The organism is Texcoconibacillus texcoconensis (assembly GCF_014202575.1).
Lineage (GTDB): Bacteria > Bacillota > Bacilli > Bacillales > Salisediminibacteriaceae > Texcoconibacillus > Texcoconibacillus texcoconensis.
Genome location: NZ_JACHHB010000001.1, coordinates 41,533 through 61,842, shown reverse-complemented (window position 1 = coordinate 61,842; position 20,310 = coordinate 41,533). Strand labels below are relative to the sequence as shown.

Annotated in this window: 15 protein-coding genes; 10 read left to right on the top strand and 5 right to left on the bottom strand. The window is 37.9% G+C overall.

The window, feature by feature from the left end; genetic code table 11:
• Nucleotides 1-108 precede the first annotated feature (108 nt).
• From hsdR to HNQ41_RS00260, 4 genes are all read left to right on the top strand, one after another.
• Nucleotides 109-3,315 (top strand): type I restriction-modification system endonuclease, encoded by a 3,207-nt coding sequence (gene hsdR / locus HNQ41_RS00275; protein WP_184662411.1) that lies wholly within the window; start codon nucleotides 109-111, stop codon nucleotides 3,313-3,315.
• Nucleotides 3,316-3,435: 120 nt separating this feature from the next.
• Nucleotides 3,436-4,866 carry a class I SAM-dependent DNA methyltransferase gene (locus HNQ41_RS00270; protein WP_184662410.1) on the top strand — a complete coding sequence of 477 codons (1,431 nt, stop codon included), beginning with the start codon at nucleotides 3,436-3,438 and terminating at the stop codon, nucleotides 4,864-4,866.
• Entirely contained in the window at nucleotides 4,863-6,311 is a 1,449-nt protein-coding gene (locus HNQ41_RS00265; protein ID WP_184662409.1) for a restriction endonuclease subunit S, read from the top strand. Before HNQ41_RS00270 ends, HNQ41_RS00265 begins: the two co-directional genes overlap by 4 nt.
• A gap of 713 nt (nucleotides 6,312-7,024) precedes the next feature.
• Nucleotides 7,025-7,879 carry a malate synthase gene (locus HNQ41_RS00260; protein WP_184662408.1) on the top strand — a complete coding sequence of 285 codons (855 nt, stop codon included), beginning with the start codon at nucleotides 7,025-7,027 and terminating at the stop codon, nucleotides 7,877-7,879.
• A gap of 298 nt (nucleotides 7,880-8,177) precedes the next feature.
• Here the strand turns inward: HNQ41_RS00260 and HNQ41_RS00255 are convergent, their stop codons facing one another.
• Nucleotides 8,178-9,347 (bottom strand): IS256 family transposase, encoded by a 1,170-nt coding sequence (locus tag HNQ41_RS00255; RefSeq protein ID WP_184662407.1) that lies wholly within the window; start codon nucleotides 9,345-9,347, stop codon nucleotides 8,178-8,180.
• A 266-nt stretch (nucleotides 9,348-9,613) separates the two neighbouring features.
• Here HNQ41_RS00255 and HNQ41_RS00250 point away from each other — a divergent pair, with 266 nt between their 5' ends.
• On the top strand, nucleotides 9,614-10,375 hold the full coding sequence (locus tag HNQ41_RS00250; RefSeq protein WP_184662406.1) for a YqcI/YcgG family protein: 762 nt from the start codon (nucleotides 9,614-9,616) through the stop codon (nucleotides 10,373-10,375).
• 98 nt (nucleotides 10,376-10,473) lie between these two features.
• Here the strand turns inward: HNQ41_RS00250 and HNQ41_RS00245 are convergent, their stop codons facing one another.
• Nucleotides 10,474-11,421, bottom strand: a complete 948-nt coding sequence (locus HNQ41_RS00245) for an arginine deiminase family protein (RefSeq protein ID WP_184662405.1) — start codon at nucleotides 11,419-11,421, stop codon at nucleotides 10,474-10,476.
• A gap of 189 nt (nucleotides 11,422-11,610) precedes the next feature.
• Here HNQ41_RS00245 and HNQ41_RS00240 point away from each other — a divergent pair, with 189 nt between their 5' ends.
• The 4 genes from HNQ41_RS00240 to HNQ41_RS00225 all read left to right on the top strand — a co-directional run bounded on the left by HNQ41_RS00240 (nucleotide 11,611) and on the right by HNQ41_RS00225 (nucleotide 16,832).
• The gene (locus tag HNQ41_RS00240) at nucleotides 11,611-12,240 is read left to right on the top strand and encodes a spore coat protein (protein WP_184662404.1); all 630 of its coding nucleotides are present in this window, start codon (nucleotides 11,611-11,613) and stop codon (nucleotides 12,238-12,240) included.
• Between the two features lie 1,186 nt (nucleotides 12,241-13,426).
• Nucleotides 13,427-14,296 carry a DMT family transporter gene (locus HNQ41_RS00235; protein WP_184662403.1) on the top strand — a complete coding sequence of 290 codons (870 nt, stop codon included), beginning with the start codon at nucleotides 13,427-13,429 and terminating at the stop codon, nucleotides 14,294-14,296.
• Nucleotides 14,297-14,649: 353 nt separating this feature from the next.
• Nucleotides 14,650-15,303 (top strand): ArsR/SmtB family transcription factor, encoded by a 654-nt coding sequence (locus HNQ41_RS00230; RefSeq protein ID WP_184662402.1) that lies wholly within the window; start codon nucleotides 14,650-14,652, stop codon nucleotides 15,301-15,303.
• Nucleotides 15,304-15,608: 305 nt separating this feature from the next.
• Nucleotides 15,609-16,832 (top strand): MFS transporter, encoded by a 1,224-nt coding sequence (locus HNQ41_RS00225; RefSeq protein WP_246421440.1) that lies wholly within the window; start codon nucleotides 15,609-15,611, stop codon nucleotides 16,830-16,832.
• A 100-nt stretch (nucleotides 16,833-16,932) separates the two neighbouring features.
• Here HNQ41_RS00225 and HNQ41_RS00220 read toward each other — a convergent pair whose 3' ends face one another.
• The 3 genes from HNQ41_RS00220 to HNQ41_RS00210 all read right to left on the bottom strand — a co-directional run bounded on the left by HNQ41_RS00220 (nucleotide 16,933) and on the right by HNQ41_RS00210 (nucleotide 18,997).
• Entirely contained in the window at nucleotides 16,933-17,163 is a 231-nt protein-coding gene (locus HNQ41_RS00220; protein ID WP_184662401.1) for a hypothetical protein, read from the bottom strand.
• A 16-nt stretch (nucleotides 17,164-17,179) separates the two neighbouring features.
• Nucleotides 17,180-17,842, bottom strand: coding sequence for a peroxiredoxin (locus tag HNQ41_RS00215; RefSeq protein ID WP_184662400.1), 663 nt, complete (start codon nucleotides 17,840-17,842; stop codon nucleotides 17,180-17,182).
• 573 nt (nucleotides 17,843-18,415) lie between these two features.
• Nucleotides 18,416-18,997 (bottom strand): hypothetical protein, encoded by a 582-nt coding sequence (locus HNQ41_RS00210; protein ID WP_184662399.1) that lies wholly within the window; start codon nucleotides 18,995-18,997, stop codon nucleotides 18,416-18,418.
• Nucleotides 18,998-19,325: 328 nt separating this feature from the next.
• On the opposite strand from HNQ41_RS00210, the gene HNQ41_RS00205 reads away from it, so the two are divergent.
• Nucleotides 19,326-19,802, top strand: coding sequence for a hypothetical protein (locus HNQ41_RS00205; protein WP_246421439.1), 477 nt, complete (start codon nucleotides 19,326-19,328; stop codon nucleotides 19,800-19,802).
• Nucleotides 19,803-20,310: the final 508 nt, after the last annotated feature.

Here is a 20,310-nt window from a genome sequence, read left to right as displayed (position 1 = left end):
TCCGTTAATAAACCTCTAAACACTCACTTTCATTTATTAGAAACTGTATATAACAGATGTATAATATTGTATAATAGGGATATAAAATGTGCGGAAATGGTGATGTCGATGAGTAGCAACTTTTCGTTTTTTCGAGGGAAATGGGATGCACTGGCTGACCTAGGTGAAATGGCTGAAAGAAATGTCTATCAAGACCCACATACAACGCTTATGAAGCTTCGTTTATTTGCAGAAACTTTAACGAAGTTTATTTTAGCATCTGAAAACATTCGTGAAGCGCCCCGAACGACTCAAGTAGACCGGATAAATACCTTGCGTCGTGAAGGGTTAATTGAAAAAGAACTCGATGACATGCTTGAATCGATTCGGTCCAAAGGAAACAAAGCAGCGCACCGAGCGGATTATGGAGAGGCAGAAGAAGCGAAAAACATGGTAAGAATCGCCTTTCAATTAGCCGTTTGGTTTATGGAAGTGTACGGAAGCTATGAATTTGAGGCACCTGAATACGAGGAACCGAAAGATAGAGAAGCGGTCGATACTGACAAGCTACAGCAAGAGTACGAAAAGAAAGTAAAATCGCTTGAAGAAGAACTTGAACGACTTCGCGAACAAGCAGCAAATGAACCTCAAGTAGAAAAGAGCGAGCGTAAGAAAAAATCGAAAAGGTTTTTACACCGCCAACCTTTAACAGAAGCAGCAACACGAACGATTATTGATGAAAAATTACGTTCGGTAGGCTGGGAAGCGGATACGGATAACCTGAACTATCAAAAAAATGGTACGTTGCCTGAGAAAAATCGCAACATGGCAATTGCTGAATGGAAAGTAAAAGGTGGCTGGGTTGACTATGCGCTCTTTATCGGAAAAAAGCTTGTTGGTTTCATTGAAGCCAAAGCAGAAAAGAAAAACATTCCAGGAGTGCTTGAAAGCCAAACAAAAGTGTATGCCAAAAATGTGATACAAGTTGAAGGCGAAGAGCTACCTAATTCGAATGGCGACTATCAAGTCCCGTTTTTATATGCCACAAATGGCAGACCTTATTTACCACAGCTTCAAGAGGAATCGGGTATTTGGTTTTGGGATTCTAGAAAGCCAAAGCAACATGCTAGACCCCTTGAAGGCTGGCATTCTCCTCAAGATTTAAAACTACTTCTTGAACAAAACGACGAGTATGCTGATAAACGTTTAGAGGAAGAAGACATCACAAAGTTTGGGCTTCGGGATTATCAACAAAAAGCCGTTCTTACAGCAGAAGAGGCGATGAAAGAAGGACAACGAAGAATGCTCATTGCGATGGCAACGGGAACAGGTAAGACCCGAACAGCGATTGCATTAATGTATCGTCTTATTACAGCGAAAAAGTGTCGTCGTATTCTCTTTCTCGTTGACCGAAACTCCTTAGGGAAACAAACGGAAGATGCACTGAAAGATACAAAAATTGAAGGTTTGTCCTTTTCTGATATTTACACCGTACAATCATTAGAGGACATGATGCCTGAGTTGGAAACGAAAGTTCAAATTGCCACTGTACAAGGGATGGTCCGGAGGCTGTTTTATAATGAAGATGGAGTCCTCCCGAGTGTTGGGCAATATGATTTAATCATTGTCGATGAGGCACACCGTGGTTATACACAAGACCGCGAAATGACAGAAGAAGAGCTCTTGTTCCGTGACCAAAATGATTATATTAGTCAATACCGTCGTGTGATTGACTACTTTGATGCAGCTTGTTTGGGACTAACAGCGACACCAGCCCTTCATACGACGAATATTTTCGGAAGTCCTATATTTAAGTATTCCTATACTGATGCTGTTCTAGATGGGTACTTAGTTGACCATGAACCGCCGTATCTTTTTAAATCTGAACTCGCTAAAAAAGGAATAAAATTTGAAAAAGGTGAAGAAGCAGAAGTCTATGATGTAGACAAAGGTGAAATTGAATTAGAAAAGTTAGAAGATACGGTGAAGTTTGATGTTGAACAATTTAATAAAAAGGTGATTACTGAGCCATTTAACCGTGCCGTTCTCAATAAATTAGCGGACTACATCGACCCTTTCTCAAAAGAGAAGACGTTGATTTTTGCTGCGACAGATGACCATGCGGATATGGTTGTAAGATTACTCAAAGAAGCTTTTCAAGAGCGTGGCGATGAGATTGAAGACGATGCGATTATGAAAATTACAGGTACGATATATAGACCTTTGGATGCTATCAAAAGGTTTAAAAATGAACGTTTACCAAACATCGTTGTTACCGTTGATTTATTAACAACCGGTGTCGATGTACCAACGATTACGAACATCGTTTTCTTACGCCGTGTTCAGTCACGGATTTTATATGACCAAATGTTAGGGCGGGCGACTCGACTTTGTCCTGACATTGGAAAGACGCACTTCAACATTTATGATGCGGTCGGCATCTATAATAAGCTGCAAAGCTATACAGAGATGAAACCTGTTGTCAAAAAACAGCATGACAGCATTGGTGATTTGTATGAGTCACTTACTCATGCTGAAAGTGAAGAAGAAGCGACTTTCTTTCGGGACCAGCTTGTGGCAAAAATCCAACGTCGGAAACAACGTTTTGACTACGAAGGGAAACAAAAGTTTGAAGAACTATCAGACGGAAAAAGCGTTGATGAGTGGGCTGAGGAAGTACAAACTTACACGCCAAAAGAAGCGAAAAACCATAGTATGCTTTTTGATTACGTCGAGTCATATCGACCTTCGGGGGAAAAAAGGTATATATCGACCAAAGAAGATGAAGTGAAAGATGTTGACCGAGGCTATGGTGAAGGAAATAGCCGCCCTGGTGACTATATTGATGGTTTTACAGAATTTATCAAAGAGAACATGAATAAAATTCCAGCACTTCAGCTCGTTTGTACGAAACCTAAGGATTTAACACGGCAAGATTTGCGTGAATTAATGACCATTTTAGAAACGAAAGGTTATAAAGAATCTTACTTACAAACAGCTTGGAAAGAAGAGAAAAACGAGGATATCGCAGCAGATATTATTAGTTTCATTCGCCAAGCAGCACTAGGTGAAGCCCTTGTTGACCATGAAACACGCGTTAAACGAGCGATGCAACACGTCTACTCTCTACATGATTGGACACCGAGACAAAAGAGATGGTTAGAACGAATTGAAAAACAACTGCTTCAGTTCCCAGTGTTAGCACCGACACCAGAAGATGCGTTTTCTGAAGAACCGTTTAAAAGTCACGGTGGATATAACGTATTAAAACGAGAATTCGGTGAACAGATTGACGACATTGTTAAAACGATTAATGAAAACTTATATGTTAGTTAAATGTTAGAAGAGAGTTCCTAAGAGCTCTCTTTTCCTTTGACTTGAATAAATAAGGAAGTCACCCTCGTTCAATAAAAATGTTATCATTGTACTTGTGTAAATTATAGGAGGAATGAGCCAATGGGTAACCAAGATATCGTACAAAAACTTTGGAGATTATGTGATGTACTTCGTGATGACGGGATTACATATCAACAATACGTGACCGAACTGACGTATATTCTCTTTTTAAAGATGATGAAAGAACAAAATACAGAAGAAGTGATTCCAGAAGGGTACCGATGGGATAATTTAGTTGAAAAAGAAGGATTGGAACTAAAGACCTTCTACCAACGTCTATTACTCGAGTTAGGAAACAGTGACAACGCATGGTTAAACCAAGTGTACAGTGACGCGTCAACGAGTATTACCGAACCGAAAAACCTAGAAAAAATCATCAAATCCATTAGTGAGTTAGATTGGTACAACGCGAAAGAAGAAGGATTAGGGAACCTTTACGAAGGTTTATTAGAGAAAAACGCCAGTGAAAAGAAATCAGGCGCCGGGCAATATTTTACACCGCGTGTGTTAATCGATGTCATGGTCGAACTAATGGACCCGAAGCCAGGTGAGCGTTGTAACGACCCCGCTGCGGGAACATTCGGCTTCATGATTGCTGCTGACCAGTATTTAAAGGAAAAGACGGATGATTATTTTGACTTAGACCCACAAATGGTGGAGTTTCAAAAAAGGCAAGCCTTTACGGGCATGGAGCTTGTTAAGGACACACACCGTCTTGCCTTAATGAATGCCTTGCTTCATAACATTGAAGGACGCTTAGAACACGGCGACTCATTATCAGGAACCGGAAAGTGGATTAAGAACATGGATGTCATCCTGACAAACCCACCATTCGGAACGAAAAAAGGTGGAGAGCAAGCGACACGTGATGACTTAACGTTTGTCACCTCCAACAAGCAGTTGAATTTCTTGCAGCTTATTTATAATGCGTTAAAAGATGATGGCAATGCGCGTGCTGCGGTTATTCTTCCTGATAACGTCCTTTTTGAAGGTGGCATCGGTGCACAAATCCGTAATGACTTAATGAACAAGTGTAATTTGCATACGATTCTACGCCTTCCAACGGGAATCTTTTATGCTCAAGGCGTTAAAACGAATGTGCTCTTCTTTACAAGAGAAAAAACAGACCAAGACAACACCAAAGACGTCTGGGTTTACGACATGCGAACAAACATGGAGTCATTTGGAAAACGGAACGCCTTGAAGAAAAAACACTTTGAAAACTTTATCAATGCCTATCATGCTGAAGACCGTTCCGAAGTGGAGAACGAGCGTTGGAATAACTTCACAAGAGAAGACATCGCCAAAAAAGATGACAGCTTGGACATCGGATTAATTGCCGACGAGTCATTTTCTGTTTATGAAAACCTCCCAGAACCGGTTGAATCAGCCGAAGAAGCAATTGATAAACTCCAACAAGCGATGGATTTATTAAATGAAGTTGTCGATGAATTGAAGGCAGTTGAAGGCGATGAGGTGGTCAAGAAATGAGCAAGACAAAAAAGTTGACGACCGAAGAACAGTTGGAAGAAGCGTTAATATCGGAGGAAGAACAATCATTTAACATACCTGAAAATTGGGTTTGGACAAAAATGGGAGCACTTACTCAGGTAGTTGGGGGGGGCACTCCCAAATCTAAAGTGAAGGAGTATTATGAGAATGGTAGTATTCCTTGGTTAACGCCTGCTGACCTTTCTGGTTATCAGGACATATACATTGAAAGAGGAAAACGAAATATAACAGACTTAGGTCTTAGTAAGAGCTCTGCTAAAATGTTACCGGCAAAGACAGTATTACTTTCTTCAAGAGCTCCTATAGGTTATGTTGCAATTGCTTCTAATGAATTAAGCACTAATCAGGGATTTAAAAGTTTTATACCGAGTAAAGCATATCATCCTGAATATTTATATTGGTATATGAAATTCTCCAAAGGATATTTAGAGTCAATATCAAGTGGTAGTACCTTTAAAGAGTTATCTGGTTCAAAGTGTAAAGAGATTTCTTTTCCAATGCCTCCTATGGAAGAACAAAAACGTATTGCTGATAAAGTGAAGCGGCTTTTAAATAAAATTGATGAAGCAAAGGAGCTTATTGAAGAAGCAAAGGAATCCTTTGAACTTCGACGAGCAGCGATTTTGGATAAGGCGTTTCATGGTGAATTGACATCAACGTGGCGAATAGAGAACAATCATGAGTACAAAGCTTTGCAATCTGAATATAGTAAAATTGATGAACTATTGGAGAGGTTTCCAAAAAAGAAAAATATAGATAACTTTCCTGAATCATGGAAGTTAACTGATATAAATGAAGTGTGTTCAGAATCATTTTATGGTCCGAGATTTAGTAAAGGAGATTATAGTACAGATGGTGGTGTTCCGACGGTAAGAACTACTGATATGACAAAAGATGGGGGAATAGAGTTAAACAATCCCCCTTATGTTAAAGTTTCTGGTGAAAGGTTAGAAGCATTTAAGGTTCTTAAAGGAGACCTTTTAGTAACACGTACTGGAAGTATTGGGACGATGGCTGTTTTTAATGGCGCCTATGAAGCAATTCCCAGTGCGTATCTGATTAGGTTTCGGTTCAAAGAAAATATTAATCCAAGGTTCATTTTTTATTATTTAAAGTCACCTATTGGTCAACAAATGCTTGGCTTAGGAGCTACTGCTATTACTCAACCAAACATTAATGCAAAGACAATAAAAAGTATACCTATTTTTATACCGTCATTAAGTGAACAAGAAAAAATCGTTGAAATATTAGATGGTTACTTCCATAAAGAAAAACAGATATCTGAATTACTGGAAAGAGATGAGACTATTAACCAACTTAGAAGTTCTCTACTTAATAAAGCCTTCCGTGGTGAACTCGGAACAAACGACCCAACGGAAGAAAGTGCTATCGAACTGCTAAAAGAAGTGCTACAAGAAAATTAATACGAAAACAGACATCCATTGTTTCGGATGTCTGTTTCATTATCTCCGGTAAACACCACTACATCTTTTTTAGATTGTATCTGCGACATCATGTCATCACATGTGGAGTGTGTGTCTCAACTTATTTTAAAAGTGTAAATGTCATGAAATACACCATACTGCCTTACCTTGGGTGTGTTACAAAGATTTTGTTTGTGAGAGAAGCTCCATCAAAAAAGGATGGAGCTTTTTTCTATGAAATCCGATGGTGGTTCATGAATGTGAAACGAGAAAAACCGGAGCGTGGTATGAACCACCAGATATCAATTCCCGAATGTAATGAGGTTTAGTTTAATGGTGGGGGTTCCGCTTATCACCGGTAAGCAAATGGGTGTTTATGAGAGATTTCCAGAAGTTTCGCGACTTTTTGGAGACTCCACCCCAATGGGTGAAGGCAATAAAACTTTTATTTTACCTCAACGCAAAATATGATGTCAATAATTATGTTGTATTTTTGTTAAAAAAATGTTATAATAACTTTACAATTGATTTTTCAGCCTCATTCCAAATTCTGGTGTTTTTTTACGGATAGAATGCTGGATCCGTCTTTTTAACATTCTTTATAGACAGGAGAAAAATCTTAAGCAGTGTTTGATCTTTAACGGATAGTTAGTTGAGTAAAATTATTATCTATATAATAATGGAGTTTTTATTTTCCAAGGAGGGCTAGAATATTGAATTTAATCAATAAGAAAGTTACACACGAAAGCTTTGGTATGGGTAGTATCGTTGAACATAATGATTCTATTGTTGAAATACATTTCGCATCGGAAAATAAAAAGTTTGTTTACCCTGATGTATTTGGAAAGCATCTAAAACTACATGATGAAAGTGTTGCTAATGCACTTGAAAAAATGATACAAGAAAAGGAAATAGAACGAAAAGAAGAAGAATGGAAGAAGGAAGAGGAAAAGAAACGACAAGTAAAAAACCAAGAACTTCGCTTGGAACATGCAAAACTTATGAAAAATCATAAACTTCATCCTGAATCGCAAATGGTTTTTTGGTGTGATAACGAAGAACAAAATCTTTCTTTTTCGGAGTGGAAGGTTTTTTCAGGCGAAGTAAAAAGCGGAAAAAACAAGGGGAATCCAAACAAACCCATCCGTATGCATCAAAATAGCGCTGTTCTGTTAACAGCAGTAGATGCTGGCATGCCCGAGAGTGACAGACGTATCTTAGGTGTTTATATGGTGCATGAAGATTTTATCGGTAAGCTTAGTGAAGATGGATATATTCCTGCTCATTCAAAATACAGACTACAACTGACAGAACAGGAATCTGATCAGATGCTTTTCTGGGATTATTATTTAAATGCAAAATCCCCCGAGAAAATGACATGGAAAACGGGTAAATACCGTTATTTTGATAATTTATGGATGGCGCAAATTTTGCGTGATATCGTTTCGCTGAAAAGTGATTCACAGGAACGAGAGCTAGTACAACAATTTTTTGATCATTTTTGTAAAATGAATCAGATAGTAGATGAAGAGTTACCAGAGCCTAATGGTGCATTAAAGCGTATGTAGGCTTAAGCCGAAAGGTAATAAGAATGATCTGTATAACAAAGATTACGTTGCGAGAGAAACTCCATCAATAAGGATGGAGTTTTTTTCTATGAAATCTGTATGTAGAACATTAATGTAAAGCAAGAAAAACAGGGTTGTGCACTACTGGGAAATCTTAGATGAATATAGATGAACTTCAATGGTAGGTAGTGTCAATAAGTTTGTGTAATTTTCATAGGGTATCACTCAGGCATTTAATAATGGGTGGCACTACGGAGCCCCTAGGGGCTCCGTAGTGAAAATTTTCCAAACCCTGCATTTAATTGCCATAGCGACTTTTAAACATGTCTTGCAGCTCGGCATGAGCTGCGCTAAACCCTCTCAGTTTGCGCTGAGCCCACTTCTCGTTATATTCAACAGACTGGAGATAGACAACTTTTTCTGCCGCCATTTCTGTTGGCAAACTATTCATTGTTTTAGTGCGCTTCTTAATTTCCTTTATTGTCCGTTCAATAATGTTGGTTGTATAAATCATTGGTTGAATGGAGGAAGGATAATCAAGAAACGTTAAAAGGACATTAAGGTCCTGTTCCCATGACTTAACGCATTTTGGGTATTTCTTATACCATTTCTCACGAAATGCTTGAAAACATTCATAAGCTTCATCTTTTGTGTTTGCTTCATAAATGGGCTTTAGATCCTCGGCTAATGCAGATTGGTCTTTTTTTCGAGCACTATTTAGGGTGTTTCTCACTTTATGTACAACGCAACGCTGCACATCCGCCTTTGGATAAACTTCTTTCATTGCGTCTTCTAGCCCTGGCAATCCATCAAAGACGCCAAGCAGAATTTCCTGAACACCTCGATTGTAGAGGTCCAACAGAATATTTCGCCAACCCAAAGAACTTTCTTGACCACCTACATAGAAGCCGAGAATTTCACGGTAGCCATCTTCAGTGACACCAACAACAAGGTATACGACTTCATTGGCTACATCATCGCGTCGAAGCTTAATGTATGTGCCGTCTAGATAAACGACGGAATACCGATCTTGGAGTTCTCTCTGTTGCCAAGCTTCAATATCCTCCTCCACAAGATCGGTAATATTACTAATCGTTGCTGGAGAATAGGAATGACCTAAGATACGATCGAGAAAGTGACCGATTTCTCGAGTGCTCATGCCTTTTTGATACATTTGAATAATGGTTTCGCCTAGCCAAGCTTGTTGGCGTTCATATGGGTTAAAAAGCTCAGTCTGAAAGTGATTATCGCGATCTCGCGGAACCTGTAGATCATCAATGCGTCCGTATTTGGTATCAAGCTGACGTTGGTAATGACCATTTTTCGCATTTTTTAGCTCGGGATGTTCATTTTCGAAGAAATTCTCCATTTCTTCCTTCATGATAAGCTCTAACTTTTCTTGAACGAATTCACGAACCATTTCATCTAGTTGATTTTCTAGTGGTTTTTGTCCTATACTTGTACTCATAGGTAGGGCATCTCCTCTCAAGTTGATTTGGTCGTTAACTCTGAGGATACCCTACCTTTTTTTTATCTCAATCTATTACACAAACTATTTTACGTCATCCAATGGTAGTTCCAAATTATAAATACAATCATTTTACTAAAAGAAAGGTACTCTAAAATTTGTACTTCTCAGCAAATGATTTTATAGCGTTTTAATCGACTAGACAGACACCTGTTCCTCCACTCTTTAATATCTTGTTGTTGTAAAGTAAGGAGGAGGGTACAAAAGTGTCAGTACTTTTTGATAAAGAATGGCTAGACGAAGAACTGAAAACACTTTCTTCATGGAAGCAAGAAGCTTTTCGATCTTTTTCTTCCACCATTGCTGATGATGAAAATACGTATCCTTGCGTTCCCGGAAGGCACGGATTTTTAACAAATAATCTTCGCTTCAGTTTTATAAGTGACCCTCGTGAAGAAAGTTCAGCAGAGGAGCTCGTAAATGCATTGGAAGAATATGGATCCATTTCTCGTGATACAGGGAACTATGCTTCCTTAGTTGTGTTTGTAGAAACACCTAAAGACATGGTAGAAAGATATGATGTTGAGGACTATCGAGAATTGTTTTGGACGGTAATAAATAATGTCACGTCATTTGATCCCAAAGAATGGCCAGAAGATATTCCATCCGATCCATCAGACCATAAATGGGAATTTTGTTTTAATGGAGAAGCTTACTTTGTTTTTTGTGCTACACCTGCACATGAAGTTCGTAAAAGCCGACAATTTCCATGCCTGTTGTTAGCATTTCAACCACGTTGGGTGTTTAATGAAATTAATGACTCCACAGTATTTGGTCGTAAAATGAAAGAACAGATTCGTAAACGTCTTTTAGAATATGACGGAATTTCGGTCCATCCTGACTTAAAATGGTATGGTGAAGAAGATAATAACGAATGGAAACAATATTTTATAAGTGACGATGATAGTAGCCCTTCTAAATGTCCTTTTACTCGTATGAAAAACAAGGTTTCTAAATTCTTGAAATGAGATGCGCTTAGTAAGGTTTCTTTTGTTGTGTCGATTTCCATTATGAAGAAGCAGGCTCAAAAAAGTGAGTCTGCTAATTATTAAACTAATACATTGTATTAGTTTACAGGTTTACGCCTTAATGGCAATGTCATACAACGTATCCCGCCACCTGATTTTTCTAACTCTGTGACTTCTACTTCAATGATTTTTTTATTTTTCAATTTTGGGTGATTTTTAATCATTTGTTTATGTGCTTGCTTACTAATTAACAATGTTTCAGGATTGATATTAAGGAAATTAAGGTCAGGGATTGATTTATATTCCTTTATCCAATAGACCTCAAATCCGTGACGGTTTAGAAATTGCTCTGGCATTTCATAACGGGAGTCTTTTTCAGTTAGTACATTTACTGGAAAATAACGCAAAAAGCTTTTGGATATGACAAGGTCTTTGTTTGCGACATTGCAGTTCATGTCTATATGAAATGTATCAGAACGATGAGGTAAGTCGATGATACCAATTTCAGAAAAACCAGAATGAAATAATCTGTCCTTAATCTTCTCTACGCTTGACACACTAGTCCTCATACCGACATTAATAAACACAGCGTCCCGGTTTAAAACAAGAACATCCCCAAACTCCAATGCCTTTAGATCATTATTTTCATTAATTAAAAATTGCTCTGGAAACCATTTCTTAAAAAGTAAGTGTGATTGAACATACTCCGGTCTCCTCATTGAAGCACTGGCTTCTCCAGGGATAATAATATCTCCAAACACACAGGCCAGGTCTCGAACGAAGAAGCGATTAATAAGCTGTTTACTTAACTCGTTCTCTTTCTCTGTTAACTCCTCTGAATAGTCAATCACTTTTGTACCAGCTTCTTCAAGAGCATCCTTAAGCTCAGCAAAATTCTCATGTGCTCTGGATTGATTAACAGGACCATTCCATTGAACATATTCTGCTGTTTTCAAATCTGGAATATCTAAACAAGATGGTGAGCAAAGCAAAACAACTTCAAGTTCCTCATGCTCTGACCAGCAACTTGGTTTGAATGACAACATGGTTTATAACCTGCCTTCCATAATATAATACCTACTTTATATTCGTTACCATATGCGATGCATTTATGATAAAAAGGTTTAACATATAAAGCTGAAAATAGAATTAATAAAAATCAATAACTGCATACATGAATGTATACAAAGTGGAAATTATAGTGATGAAGTTATAGCTAAACAGGAGGGAATTTAATGCAAAACCAAAACACAAATCAATCGGGACAACAAATGTCCCCGAATATGCAGCCAAATCCTACTTCACATTCTAATAATCACGGTGGTCATGAAATCTTTGATGCTCACGAAGTGCTAGCAGGATTCATTAGTTTGCTTGATCAATATCAAATGTATGAACAGCATATTCAGGATCCCGAACTTAAAGATATTAATCAGCGTCAAGCTGCGTTTGTGACACAAACGTACAATACAATGGTAGAAGCTTTCTCTACAGGACAAGATCCAACAATTCCAACACAACAATATAAAATGACACAAAATAATGATGTTGTTTATGGTGTGGAACCAAGTCAGCCGAAAAAACCAAATACGTCTGTAAACGAGCTTTCTGATCAAGGTCTTTCTGCATATATGTTAGGGAATACTAAATCCTTATCCACACTTTTAGCCATGACAGCACTAGAAATGACAAACCCAGTCCTAAGACGTGTCATAGCCGATAGCGTTCCGAACTTCATTGAATTAAGCTATGAAATATTCCTGTATCAAAACAAACACGGTTACTACCAGGTTCCTCAATTAATGCAACAAGACATGAACCTAATGCTAAGCAGCTATACAAAAGCTTCAAATATAAGCCATTAAAAATGGCGGGTCCAGAGTATTATTCTGGACCTACTTTATTATTAAGAGATGGCTGGTTTCTTAAGAGACATAAGCATTACAATGAAGGTTCAGTAAAAAGCTGATAGTAGACATAACCAGCTTCATTAAAAAGAAACTGAAACTCAAAGTTAATCACGATAAAAGGCATTCTTTTGGACCACATCCCTCTTCTTCGAAGGCTAAGTGGAGGGAGGGAAATCTTGATTCTACTTATTCTGCTACTTTAAATGTTAGCAAGAAGCAAACATATAATGAATTATGACCGGTGTGCCGTCTTCTCATACATTGATTCGATTAATGAGACGATGCAAGTTTTTAAATGTCAATTCGTCAAAGTTCAGATATTGCCGAAGTTCTTGTTTTAGGTTTGTCAATATTATTAATGACCTGCTCATTTTCAAGCATGTAGACCATTTGATTCTTCTTTTCCGCTACCTCTCCGAGTTCAGTGTTGTTATTTTCCACACCTATAATTATTCAGCACGTTTGATTTTCTCACCTGCTAATCTTGATGAACTTCTTCTTGCTGGTCAAATATACATAGATTGTTATACCTTTTATGATTCAATTTAACTTAGAAAATACCGATTGTTGTTTCATTTAACCTGTTAGAGGATATTATCCTTTCATATTGTATGCGAGCTGTGTTAGGTTTAAGTTTGGGTTATAAAAATTTAAAGGAATGACCGTTAATACCCTTTTTTAAAAAGCAGTTTTCTAAAAGATTGTTGCTTTTTAAGTATTAGTCCATACTCAGATATGCAAAAGGTGAATATGGCTCGTGGCTCGCGGACATACGTTCCGTTATTTCAGCCAAATATGCCATTTTTGGAGGTCGGACGGACATATGTTCCGTTAATCTTCTCTTTTAGAGGTAATGATAGGTGATTTTTTACAAATAGCGGAACTCATGTCCGTAAAAAGCCCCAAATGACCCTTTTTCAAGTAAATAACGGAATCAATGTCCGGAGCGACCGAAAAAGTGAACGCGACGCCACCTATCTTTCCTCCGATTTTATCAAAAACAACAAAGTTTACGAAAAGAGCCTTTTAAAACATATGTTTGATTAGGAGCGTGAAGAGAATTGTTTGGTCCTTAAATTTACGTAATTAAGGTCACGTCGTGATCAAAATCCGTACATTACTTAACTTTAGGAGGAACGCGATGAAAATTTCAGGTGTAGGTTTAGTTATGCTAGCCGCTATATGCTGGGGCATTAGTGGTGGAATTGGAGATATTTTAATGGATAAGGGCTGGGACCCTATTGTGATTTCCTTTTACCGGGGGGCTATTGCTTTTATATGTTTTATTGCGTGGTATCTCTTCCGCTTTAAACAAAATTGGATCTTTTCTCCTCGTTTATACATATGGTCGCTATTGGCAGGTGTTGGTGTTGCAGGAAATTTTACTTTTTATTTTCTCAGTATCCAAGCGTCAAGCATTGCTGTTGCCGCTACCTTAATGTACACCGCACCTGTGTTCGTCCTTTTAATCTCCTTTTTATTACGAATAGAGCGTTCGACTTGGTTTAAATGGGGCTGTATTTCTGGGGTACTTATGGGAATTATCCTGCTTACAGGTGCCTACAATTCCGATACGATTTCAGTGAGTTTTCTAGGGGCGGCAGCTGGGCTTGCTGCAGGCCTTTCCTATGCATTGTTTATATTTGGATTTAAAAATGCTTCTTCTATCGGAAAACCGCAAACCAGCTTAACGATCGCCTTTTTTTCATTTTGTCTCATCCTTTTTCTTTTTGCAGACAATGAAGAAACAGCTCGTGTGGTGACGTCAAGCGACATAGGGTGGTTTCTTCTATTAGGAATCGTGGGGGCTGGAATTTCATTTATATTTTATGTGATTGGCATTCGGCGGACTACCCCGACAACTGCTTCGATGGTCGCTATGGTAGAGCCGGTGACAGCATCATTATTTGGCGTTCTGCTTCTAGGAGATCATTTGACCACCATTCAACTCTTGGGAATGGTACTCATTCTGGTTACGGTCACTGTACTTAGTGTGAAGCAGTCTGACTGAGTGTGTTTATTTCCAGTAAACTATAAATTAATTGAAGATTTTAGAAAGGAGGCACTAATTGTTAGAGCCGAGGCATGATACCATGCCTCTTCATACCAATAACAATTCATAGGTCTACGACCACTCAAGCGATGTTAGTGTGTGTAGATATTACTCGTAAGGAACTGATTAAGAATAGATGTTATAGAGAGTTATGAGTCTTTCAGAGATTGAAAGGCTCTTTTGTTATTAAGAATTTTAATGAACTGAACAAACTATTCTAAAAATCTGAAAACAAATGTTTGCAAATAAACACGTACCGCTTTATAATTCAACTAATAAGTTGAATAGTTGAATTGGTAAGAGGTGAACAAATGGAGTCGAGGGAGTTTAAAGATTTTATATATAATCATTTTTCAAAAGTTAGTAAGGCTTTTTCTAGTCCGAAGCGCTTTGAATTACTGGATTTACTATCACAAAGTCCTAAAACAGTTGAGGTTTTAGCAAAGGAAACGAGTATGAGTGTTGCCAATACGTCAAAACATCTTCAATCATTATTGGAATCTAGGTTGGTAACGTTTAAAAAAGAAAAAAACTTCATCATCTATGAATTAGTCGACGATAGTATTTGTGACATTCTTTCAAGTATTAAAGCACTTACGGAAACGCAGATGGTCGAGGTAAAACTTACAAGATTGGACTATATATCCAAGCCATATAAAATAGAAGCTTTGTCTATTGAAGATCTCCCAACGTTTCTTGAAGGTGAAATGACAGAATTGATTGATGTTCGCCCAAGTAGGGAGTATGAAGCTGGTCATATCCCAGGAGCAAAATCGATTCCAATAACTGAATTAAAAGAAATGATCTCGTCACTTTCAAAGGATAAAAAAGTTATTGCTTATTGTCGGGGACCACATTGTGTCTATGCAACGGAAGCTGTGGAATATCTAAAAGAACAAGGTTACACAGCTTATTTATTAGAAGCTAGTGTTCACGATTGGAAACAAATCAATCAAAATAATTAAATTTGAGGAGGTAAGATGATTTTTAGACAGTTTTTACACACTAATCCCGTTGTGGCAGTGTTGTTACAGATCGAACAAGAGGAGATGACCCTTGGTTTATGTTAACAAGTGACGTCCTTATGGTCGGTGATGTAGGAAGAACGGAGCTTGCAACATCACTAGAAGAGCGAACTACTGATTTATTCAATTCTAGACAGAGGATGTTTTACCAAAACTAGAAGTTTTTTTGAGAATGAGAACAACAAATCAAAGAACATTAGATCCTAAGAATTTTAGGGTCTTTCTTAATAAGGGGGGATACCACAATGAATTCCAATTCAATACAAATAGGTATCAAACAAAATCTCATGTTATTTTCAATGTTAGTTGTAATTAACTTATTTGTTGGGTTTATGGTCGGACTAGAAAGAACGATTCTCCCAATTATAGGTGAAGAGCATTTTGGTCTGACTTCAATGAGTGCCGCTTTATCTTTTATTATCAGTTTTGGATTCTCCAAAGCAGTTGTTAACTATTTTGCTGGACATATTGCCGACCGTATTGGTAGAAAACAAGTATTATTATTAGGTTGGATAATCGGCTTGTTCGTCCCTATATTAGTTATCTTTGCTCACGCTTGGTGGATTATCGTTTTTGCAAATGTTTTACTAGGAATCAATCAAGGTTTAACATGGTCGATGACATTAAATATGAAAATTGACTTAGCGAAAAGTAACCAAAGAGGTTTAGCAGTTGGATTAAATGAGTTTGCTGGTTATATCGGTGTAGCTTCAATGGCAGCGATTTCTGGGTATGTTTCTGCTACATATGGCTTGCGTCCTGAGCCATTTTATATTGGTATTGGAGTCGTTACCATTGGGGTTATTTTATCTTTATTTATCAAAGACACAAGCCAACATTTGAAAATGGAAGTACAAAAGATAAAAGTAACGGAGAATTTGAGTTCAAAAGAGGTTTTTAAAAGAACGACTTGGAAGGACGGAACTTTATCGAGTATCAGTTTTGCAGGGCTTTCTACGAATTTAAAAGACGGAATGACTTGGGGACTGTTTCCATTCTTTTTTATTTCAGCTGGATTAACGGTAAGTCAAATTGGTGTTATTGTAGCGGTATATCCTGCTGCTTGGGGGTTATTTCAATTATTTACGGGTGCATTGAGTGATCGCATTGGTCGCAAGTGGTTAATCGCAATAGGAATGTGGACTCAAGCGCTCGCATTATGGTGGATTTTATTGGTCGATGTGTATGTGTTATGGATTATTGGTGCAATTATCTTAGGTTTAGGGACAGCAATGGTTTATCCTACATTTGCCGCTGCTATCAGTGATGTGGCACATCCTAGTTGGAGAGCAACATCTATGGGGGTATTCCGTTTTTGGAGGGATAGTGGTTATGCGTTTGGGGCATTGCTTGCCGGTGTATTAGCAGATATGCTTAATGTGAATTGGGCAATTGGGTTAGTGGCACTTTTACCGTTTATTGCAGGCGTAATGATTGTTAAAAGAATGAAAGAAACTCATGAAACATAATAAGAAAAGAAAGTGGAATAGAGGTGACAGTCCTCTATTCCATTCTTTTTGCAGGCGGATTAAGCCTACAACCTTACTAAACAAGTGCTTTTAGAGATTTCTATTTATTTTTGTTTAGTAGTTTTTTTCCACCTTCACTGACTACATAAGCATCTTCAATTTGTTCAACAAACCCCATTGATGACATATCTCTAAGAGAACTACGAACTTTAAACAAAGGTACACCAAGTTCTTTAGCTAAAGATTCAGGTGTGTGTTTATCGTTCTGCACCGCTTCTAATAACGCCGTAGCTGATTGTGTCAATTTACCATCACTATTAATGCAAGACATCTTAATCACCTTCTTTTTAAAGTTGTTTTTTGCAGAAATACCAATCTTTACATTCAATACTATCGTCATTTATCTGTTCTTCCGCTTCTTCTTGTGTTTTCGGAGGAGGAACGATGACTTTTTCACCTGGTAACCAGTTTGCTGGTGTTGCTACACTATGTTGATCACTTGTTTGAAGAGCCTTGATTAAACGAAGAATTTCATCCATATTTCGACCAGTGGACAATGGATAATAAATCACTGAACGTACAGTTTGCTTGTCATCAATCACGAAGACAGCACGTGATGTTTCAGTTGTGCTTTCATTTGGCATAATCATGCCATATTTCTTAGCAACGTCTTTGTTTAAGTCAGCAATAATTGGAAACTTAAGTTCAACACCCAATTTTTCTTTCACATTACGAACCCAAGCGATATGAGAGTGAACACTATCAACACTTAACCCCAAAAGCTCAGTATTTAACTCGCGTAAATCATCTTGGATTTCCTGAAAAGCAATGAACTCTGTTGTACATACAGGGGTAAAATCAGCCGGGTGAGAAAATAAAACTACCCAAGAACCTCTGAAATCTTCCAACTTAAGTGTCCCATGTGTTGTTTCAGCTTCAAAACTTGGAGCCTTATCTCCAATGCGTGGTAATGATACTACGTTTTCTTGAATTTCAATGTTGTTTTCCATTTCTACCTCTCCTTTAGAATTATTATTATTTGGTAATGATTGTGATTCTCATTATAATACCCCCTCCCCTATATGTAAAGTGGTTAGTTTCAGAAAAATTTGCGAATGCATTAAGTCTGATAGTCGTAGTGTTAAACGATCCATGAAAATGAGGTTATAATAGTAATGAAAGTTGTAAAAATATTTTAATTTATCACTCAAAAATGTTTTTTCGTTTCAAAGGTTGGACATCATCTACAAATGACTGAAGGACGAGGTGCTTTGATTTGTGATGCGGGTGGATTAGTTGATCTACTTGTGGGGGAGCCATCTATGATGCGTTAAGGGGTGTAAAAATTTTAGGGGAAGTACTGCAGGCGAGCTTGAAACATTGAAAAAGATCTATTGTTCTATCCAAAAAGGTGAACAATAGATCAATACTGAAGTGAAATTGCTATAAAATTTCTTCTAAAACAGTTACCTTTGTTTCTTATCAAGGAAACTCACAACTTTTGTCGTGAGTTGTGAGTTTTAAATAGGATGCTACAAAAGCCAAGCAAAGCAATGTGCAGAGCTTGGCTTCTTTTGTTTCGTTTAGTTTGGCGCACCAGCTTGACTTAATTCTTCAAATACTTGGTTCAAGTCGTCATCGGTCGTATAAGATTCAGTGAAATCTTGAACATAACCGTCATGGAATAACACAAGGCCTTCTACTTGTTCTCCATCCATTTCAGCATGTAACAAAACAAATTCTATTTGTTCATCTACCGTTTTACTATCTATAACTTGTGGGTTATGCCATGTTTCCAAATCTGCCCAATAATCTTCAGCACCAGCTATTTCGATCATTTCCCTCATACTTTCATGTACATATGTGTTCAGAAATTCTTCTTGTTCCTCGCTATCACTGCCGTTCATTAAGACTTCTACATAATCAATTGCAATTTGCTCAATTTCATTTAAGTCTTGGCTCTCTGGTTCTGATTCTTCCTCTTCTTCTTCTTTCACATCTGCGCTTTCATCAGCATCTGCATCATCATCTTCTTCTACATCTTCTGTGTCTTCTGTTGGCTCGGACTGTTCTGTCGGATCACTTACATCTTCTTCTCCATTATTACCACATGCAGATAATGCCAGTAATGATGACAAACTTAATAAAACGATCGATTTTTTCATTAAAATCTCCCTTCTGTCCATATTCTGCCTAATACATATTCAGACATAATGAAATTTATACGGTTCTTATGTAGGTAACAAGCGGAGACAATATTTATATTTAAATTTGGTGGAATAAATGCCTTTTAGTAATGTGGCTGTGGAGGGGAGGCCTCGTAAGGGTGACCGAAAGAATAAGCTACAAGTACGCCAACGCAAATGGCAGGGACATTAGGTGCGGACAATAGACGGCCGCCCTTTTATTTCGGTACAAGGTGTTTTGTTCTTAAATCTGCATAGAATGGCATTGACCTATACGTTAAATACCTAAATAAAGGGAGGCATTCAATTGTACCCATATGAGCAACAACAACCATTTGGTGAAAGTTATAATAACTATAGTATAGATCCATCTTATATTGAAGGTCATGATGATTCGCAAAGACAATTTGGTCTTTTCGGTCCATTTTTCGGGGGGCTACTAGGCCAATTCGGACCACCAGGGCCGCCGCCAGAAGCCCCATTTGGACCACCAGGGCCATCCCCAGGAGCGCCATTTGGGCCACCAGCAGGGCCACCAACTACTCCTCCTCCAGCATTTAGCCCGTCACAGCCAGCAGAAGTTGGCGTATTTGCTGTTGATCCAGGCGCTATTCGTCGGTGCATGTTTCGCTATACCTATGTGTGGTTAACCAATAGGGAGCAGTTTTGGTTCTACCCAGTTTTTGTCGGAAGAACATCTATAGCAGGGTATCGATGGACTGGATTTTCCTGGGTTTATTTTGGCATTGACCTTAGACGGATCTCTTCATTCCAGTGCTTCTAATTATTAAGTTTTCTTCATATTCGATTGAATAGAATATGAAAAACATATGCAAATCAGACACTGGGTGAAAGTTTATACCAGACTGCAAAATATGATACGGTATATGTCTATTTTTGATGAAATCAGCATATAAACAGGGGCTGTTCTAAAAGGTTCTTCCCTCCTAGGAATAGCCTCTTTTTTGCTTTTCGACCCTGAATTCGTTAAAAATACCTTTGCGATTTCGGTTTTTTTCTTGTTATACCCTTGTCCATTCAGTGTTGTTCCAATTAACTTTTCGATCTTTTTTATCCAACCTTTATTTTACCCTGAACAGTGAAATACTGATTGACAAGGTGGTTTAGCAGAGATATTTCGATCGTACAGAGATTGTGAAGTTGAAATCATATCACTCAGCCGATCTGTTTGATAAAAAGTGTTTAAGCATGGTATAAGTGTGAAAGTAGTAGTGAGATCCTGTTTTAACCTTAGAATAAGGGATTGTCTTGTTAAACGATAAAGAAAGGAT

What these genes read in the sequence shown, in the direction of transcription:
- hsdR (WP_184662411.1), top strand. Translation starts at nt 109, where the DNA reads ATGAGTAGCAACTTTTCGTTTTTTCGAGGGAAATGGGATGCACTGGCT.
- HNQ41_RS00270 (WP_184662410.1), top strand. Translation starts at nt 3,436, where the DNA reads ATGGGTAACCAAGATATCGTACAAAAACTTTGGAGATTATGTGATGTA.
- HNQ41_RS00265 (WP_184662409.1), top strand. Translation starts at nt 4,863, where the DNA reads ATGAGCAAGACAAAAAAGTTGACGACCGAAGAACAGTTGGAAGAAGCG.
- HNQ41_RS00255 (WP_184662407.1), bottom strand. Translation starts at nt 9,347, where the DNA reads ATGAGTACAAGTATAGGACAAAAACCACTAGAAAATCAACTAGATGAA.
- HNQ41_RS00245 (WP_184662405.1), bottom strand. Translation starts at nt 11,421, where the DNA reads ATGTTGTCATTCAAACCAAGTTGCTGGTCAGAGCATGAGGAACTTGAA.
- HNQ41_RS00240 (WP_184662404.1), top strand. Translation starts at nt 11,611, where the DNA reads ATGCAAAACCAAAACACAAATCAATCGGGACAACAAATGTCCCCGAAT.
- HNQ41_RS00235 (WP_184662403.1), top strand. Translation starts at nt 13,427, where the DNA reads ATGAAAATTTCAGGTGTAGGTTTAGTTATGCTAGCCGCTATATGCTGG.
- HNQ41_RS00230 (WP_184662402.1), top strand. Translation starts at nt 14,650, where the DNA reads ATGGAGTCGAGGGAGTTTAAAGATTTTATATATAATCATTTTTCAAAA.
- HNQ41_RS00225 (WP_246421440.1), top strand. Translation starts at nt 15,609, where the DNA reads ATGAATTCCAATTCAATACAAATAGGTATCAAACAAAATCTCATGTTA.
- HNQ41_RS00220 (WP_184662401.1), bottom strand. Translation starts at nt 17,163, where the DNA reads ATGTCTTGCATTAATAGTGATGGTAAATTGACACAATCAGCTACGGCG.
- HNQ41_RS00215 (WP_184662400.1), bottom strand. Translation starts at nt 17,842, where the DNA reads ATGGAAAACAACATTGAAATTCAAGAAAACGTAGTATCATTACCACGC.
- HNQ41_RS00210 (WP_184662399.1), bottom strand. Translation starts at nt 18,997, where the DNA reads ATGAAAAAATCGATCGTTTTATTAAGTTTGTCATCATTACTGGCATTA.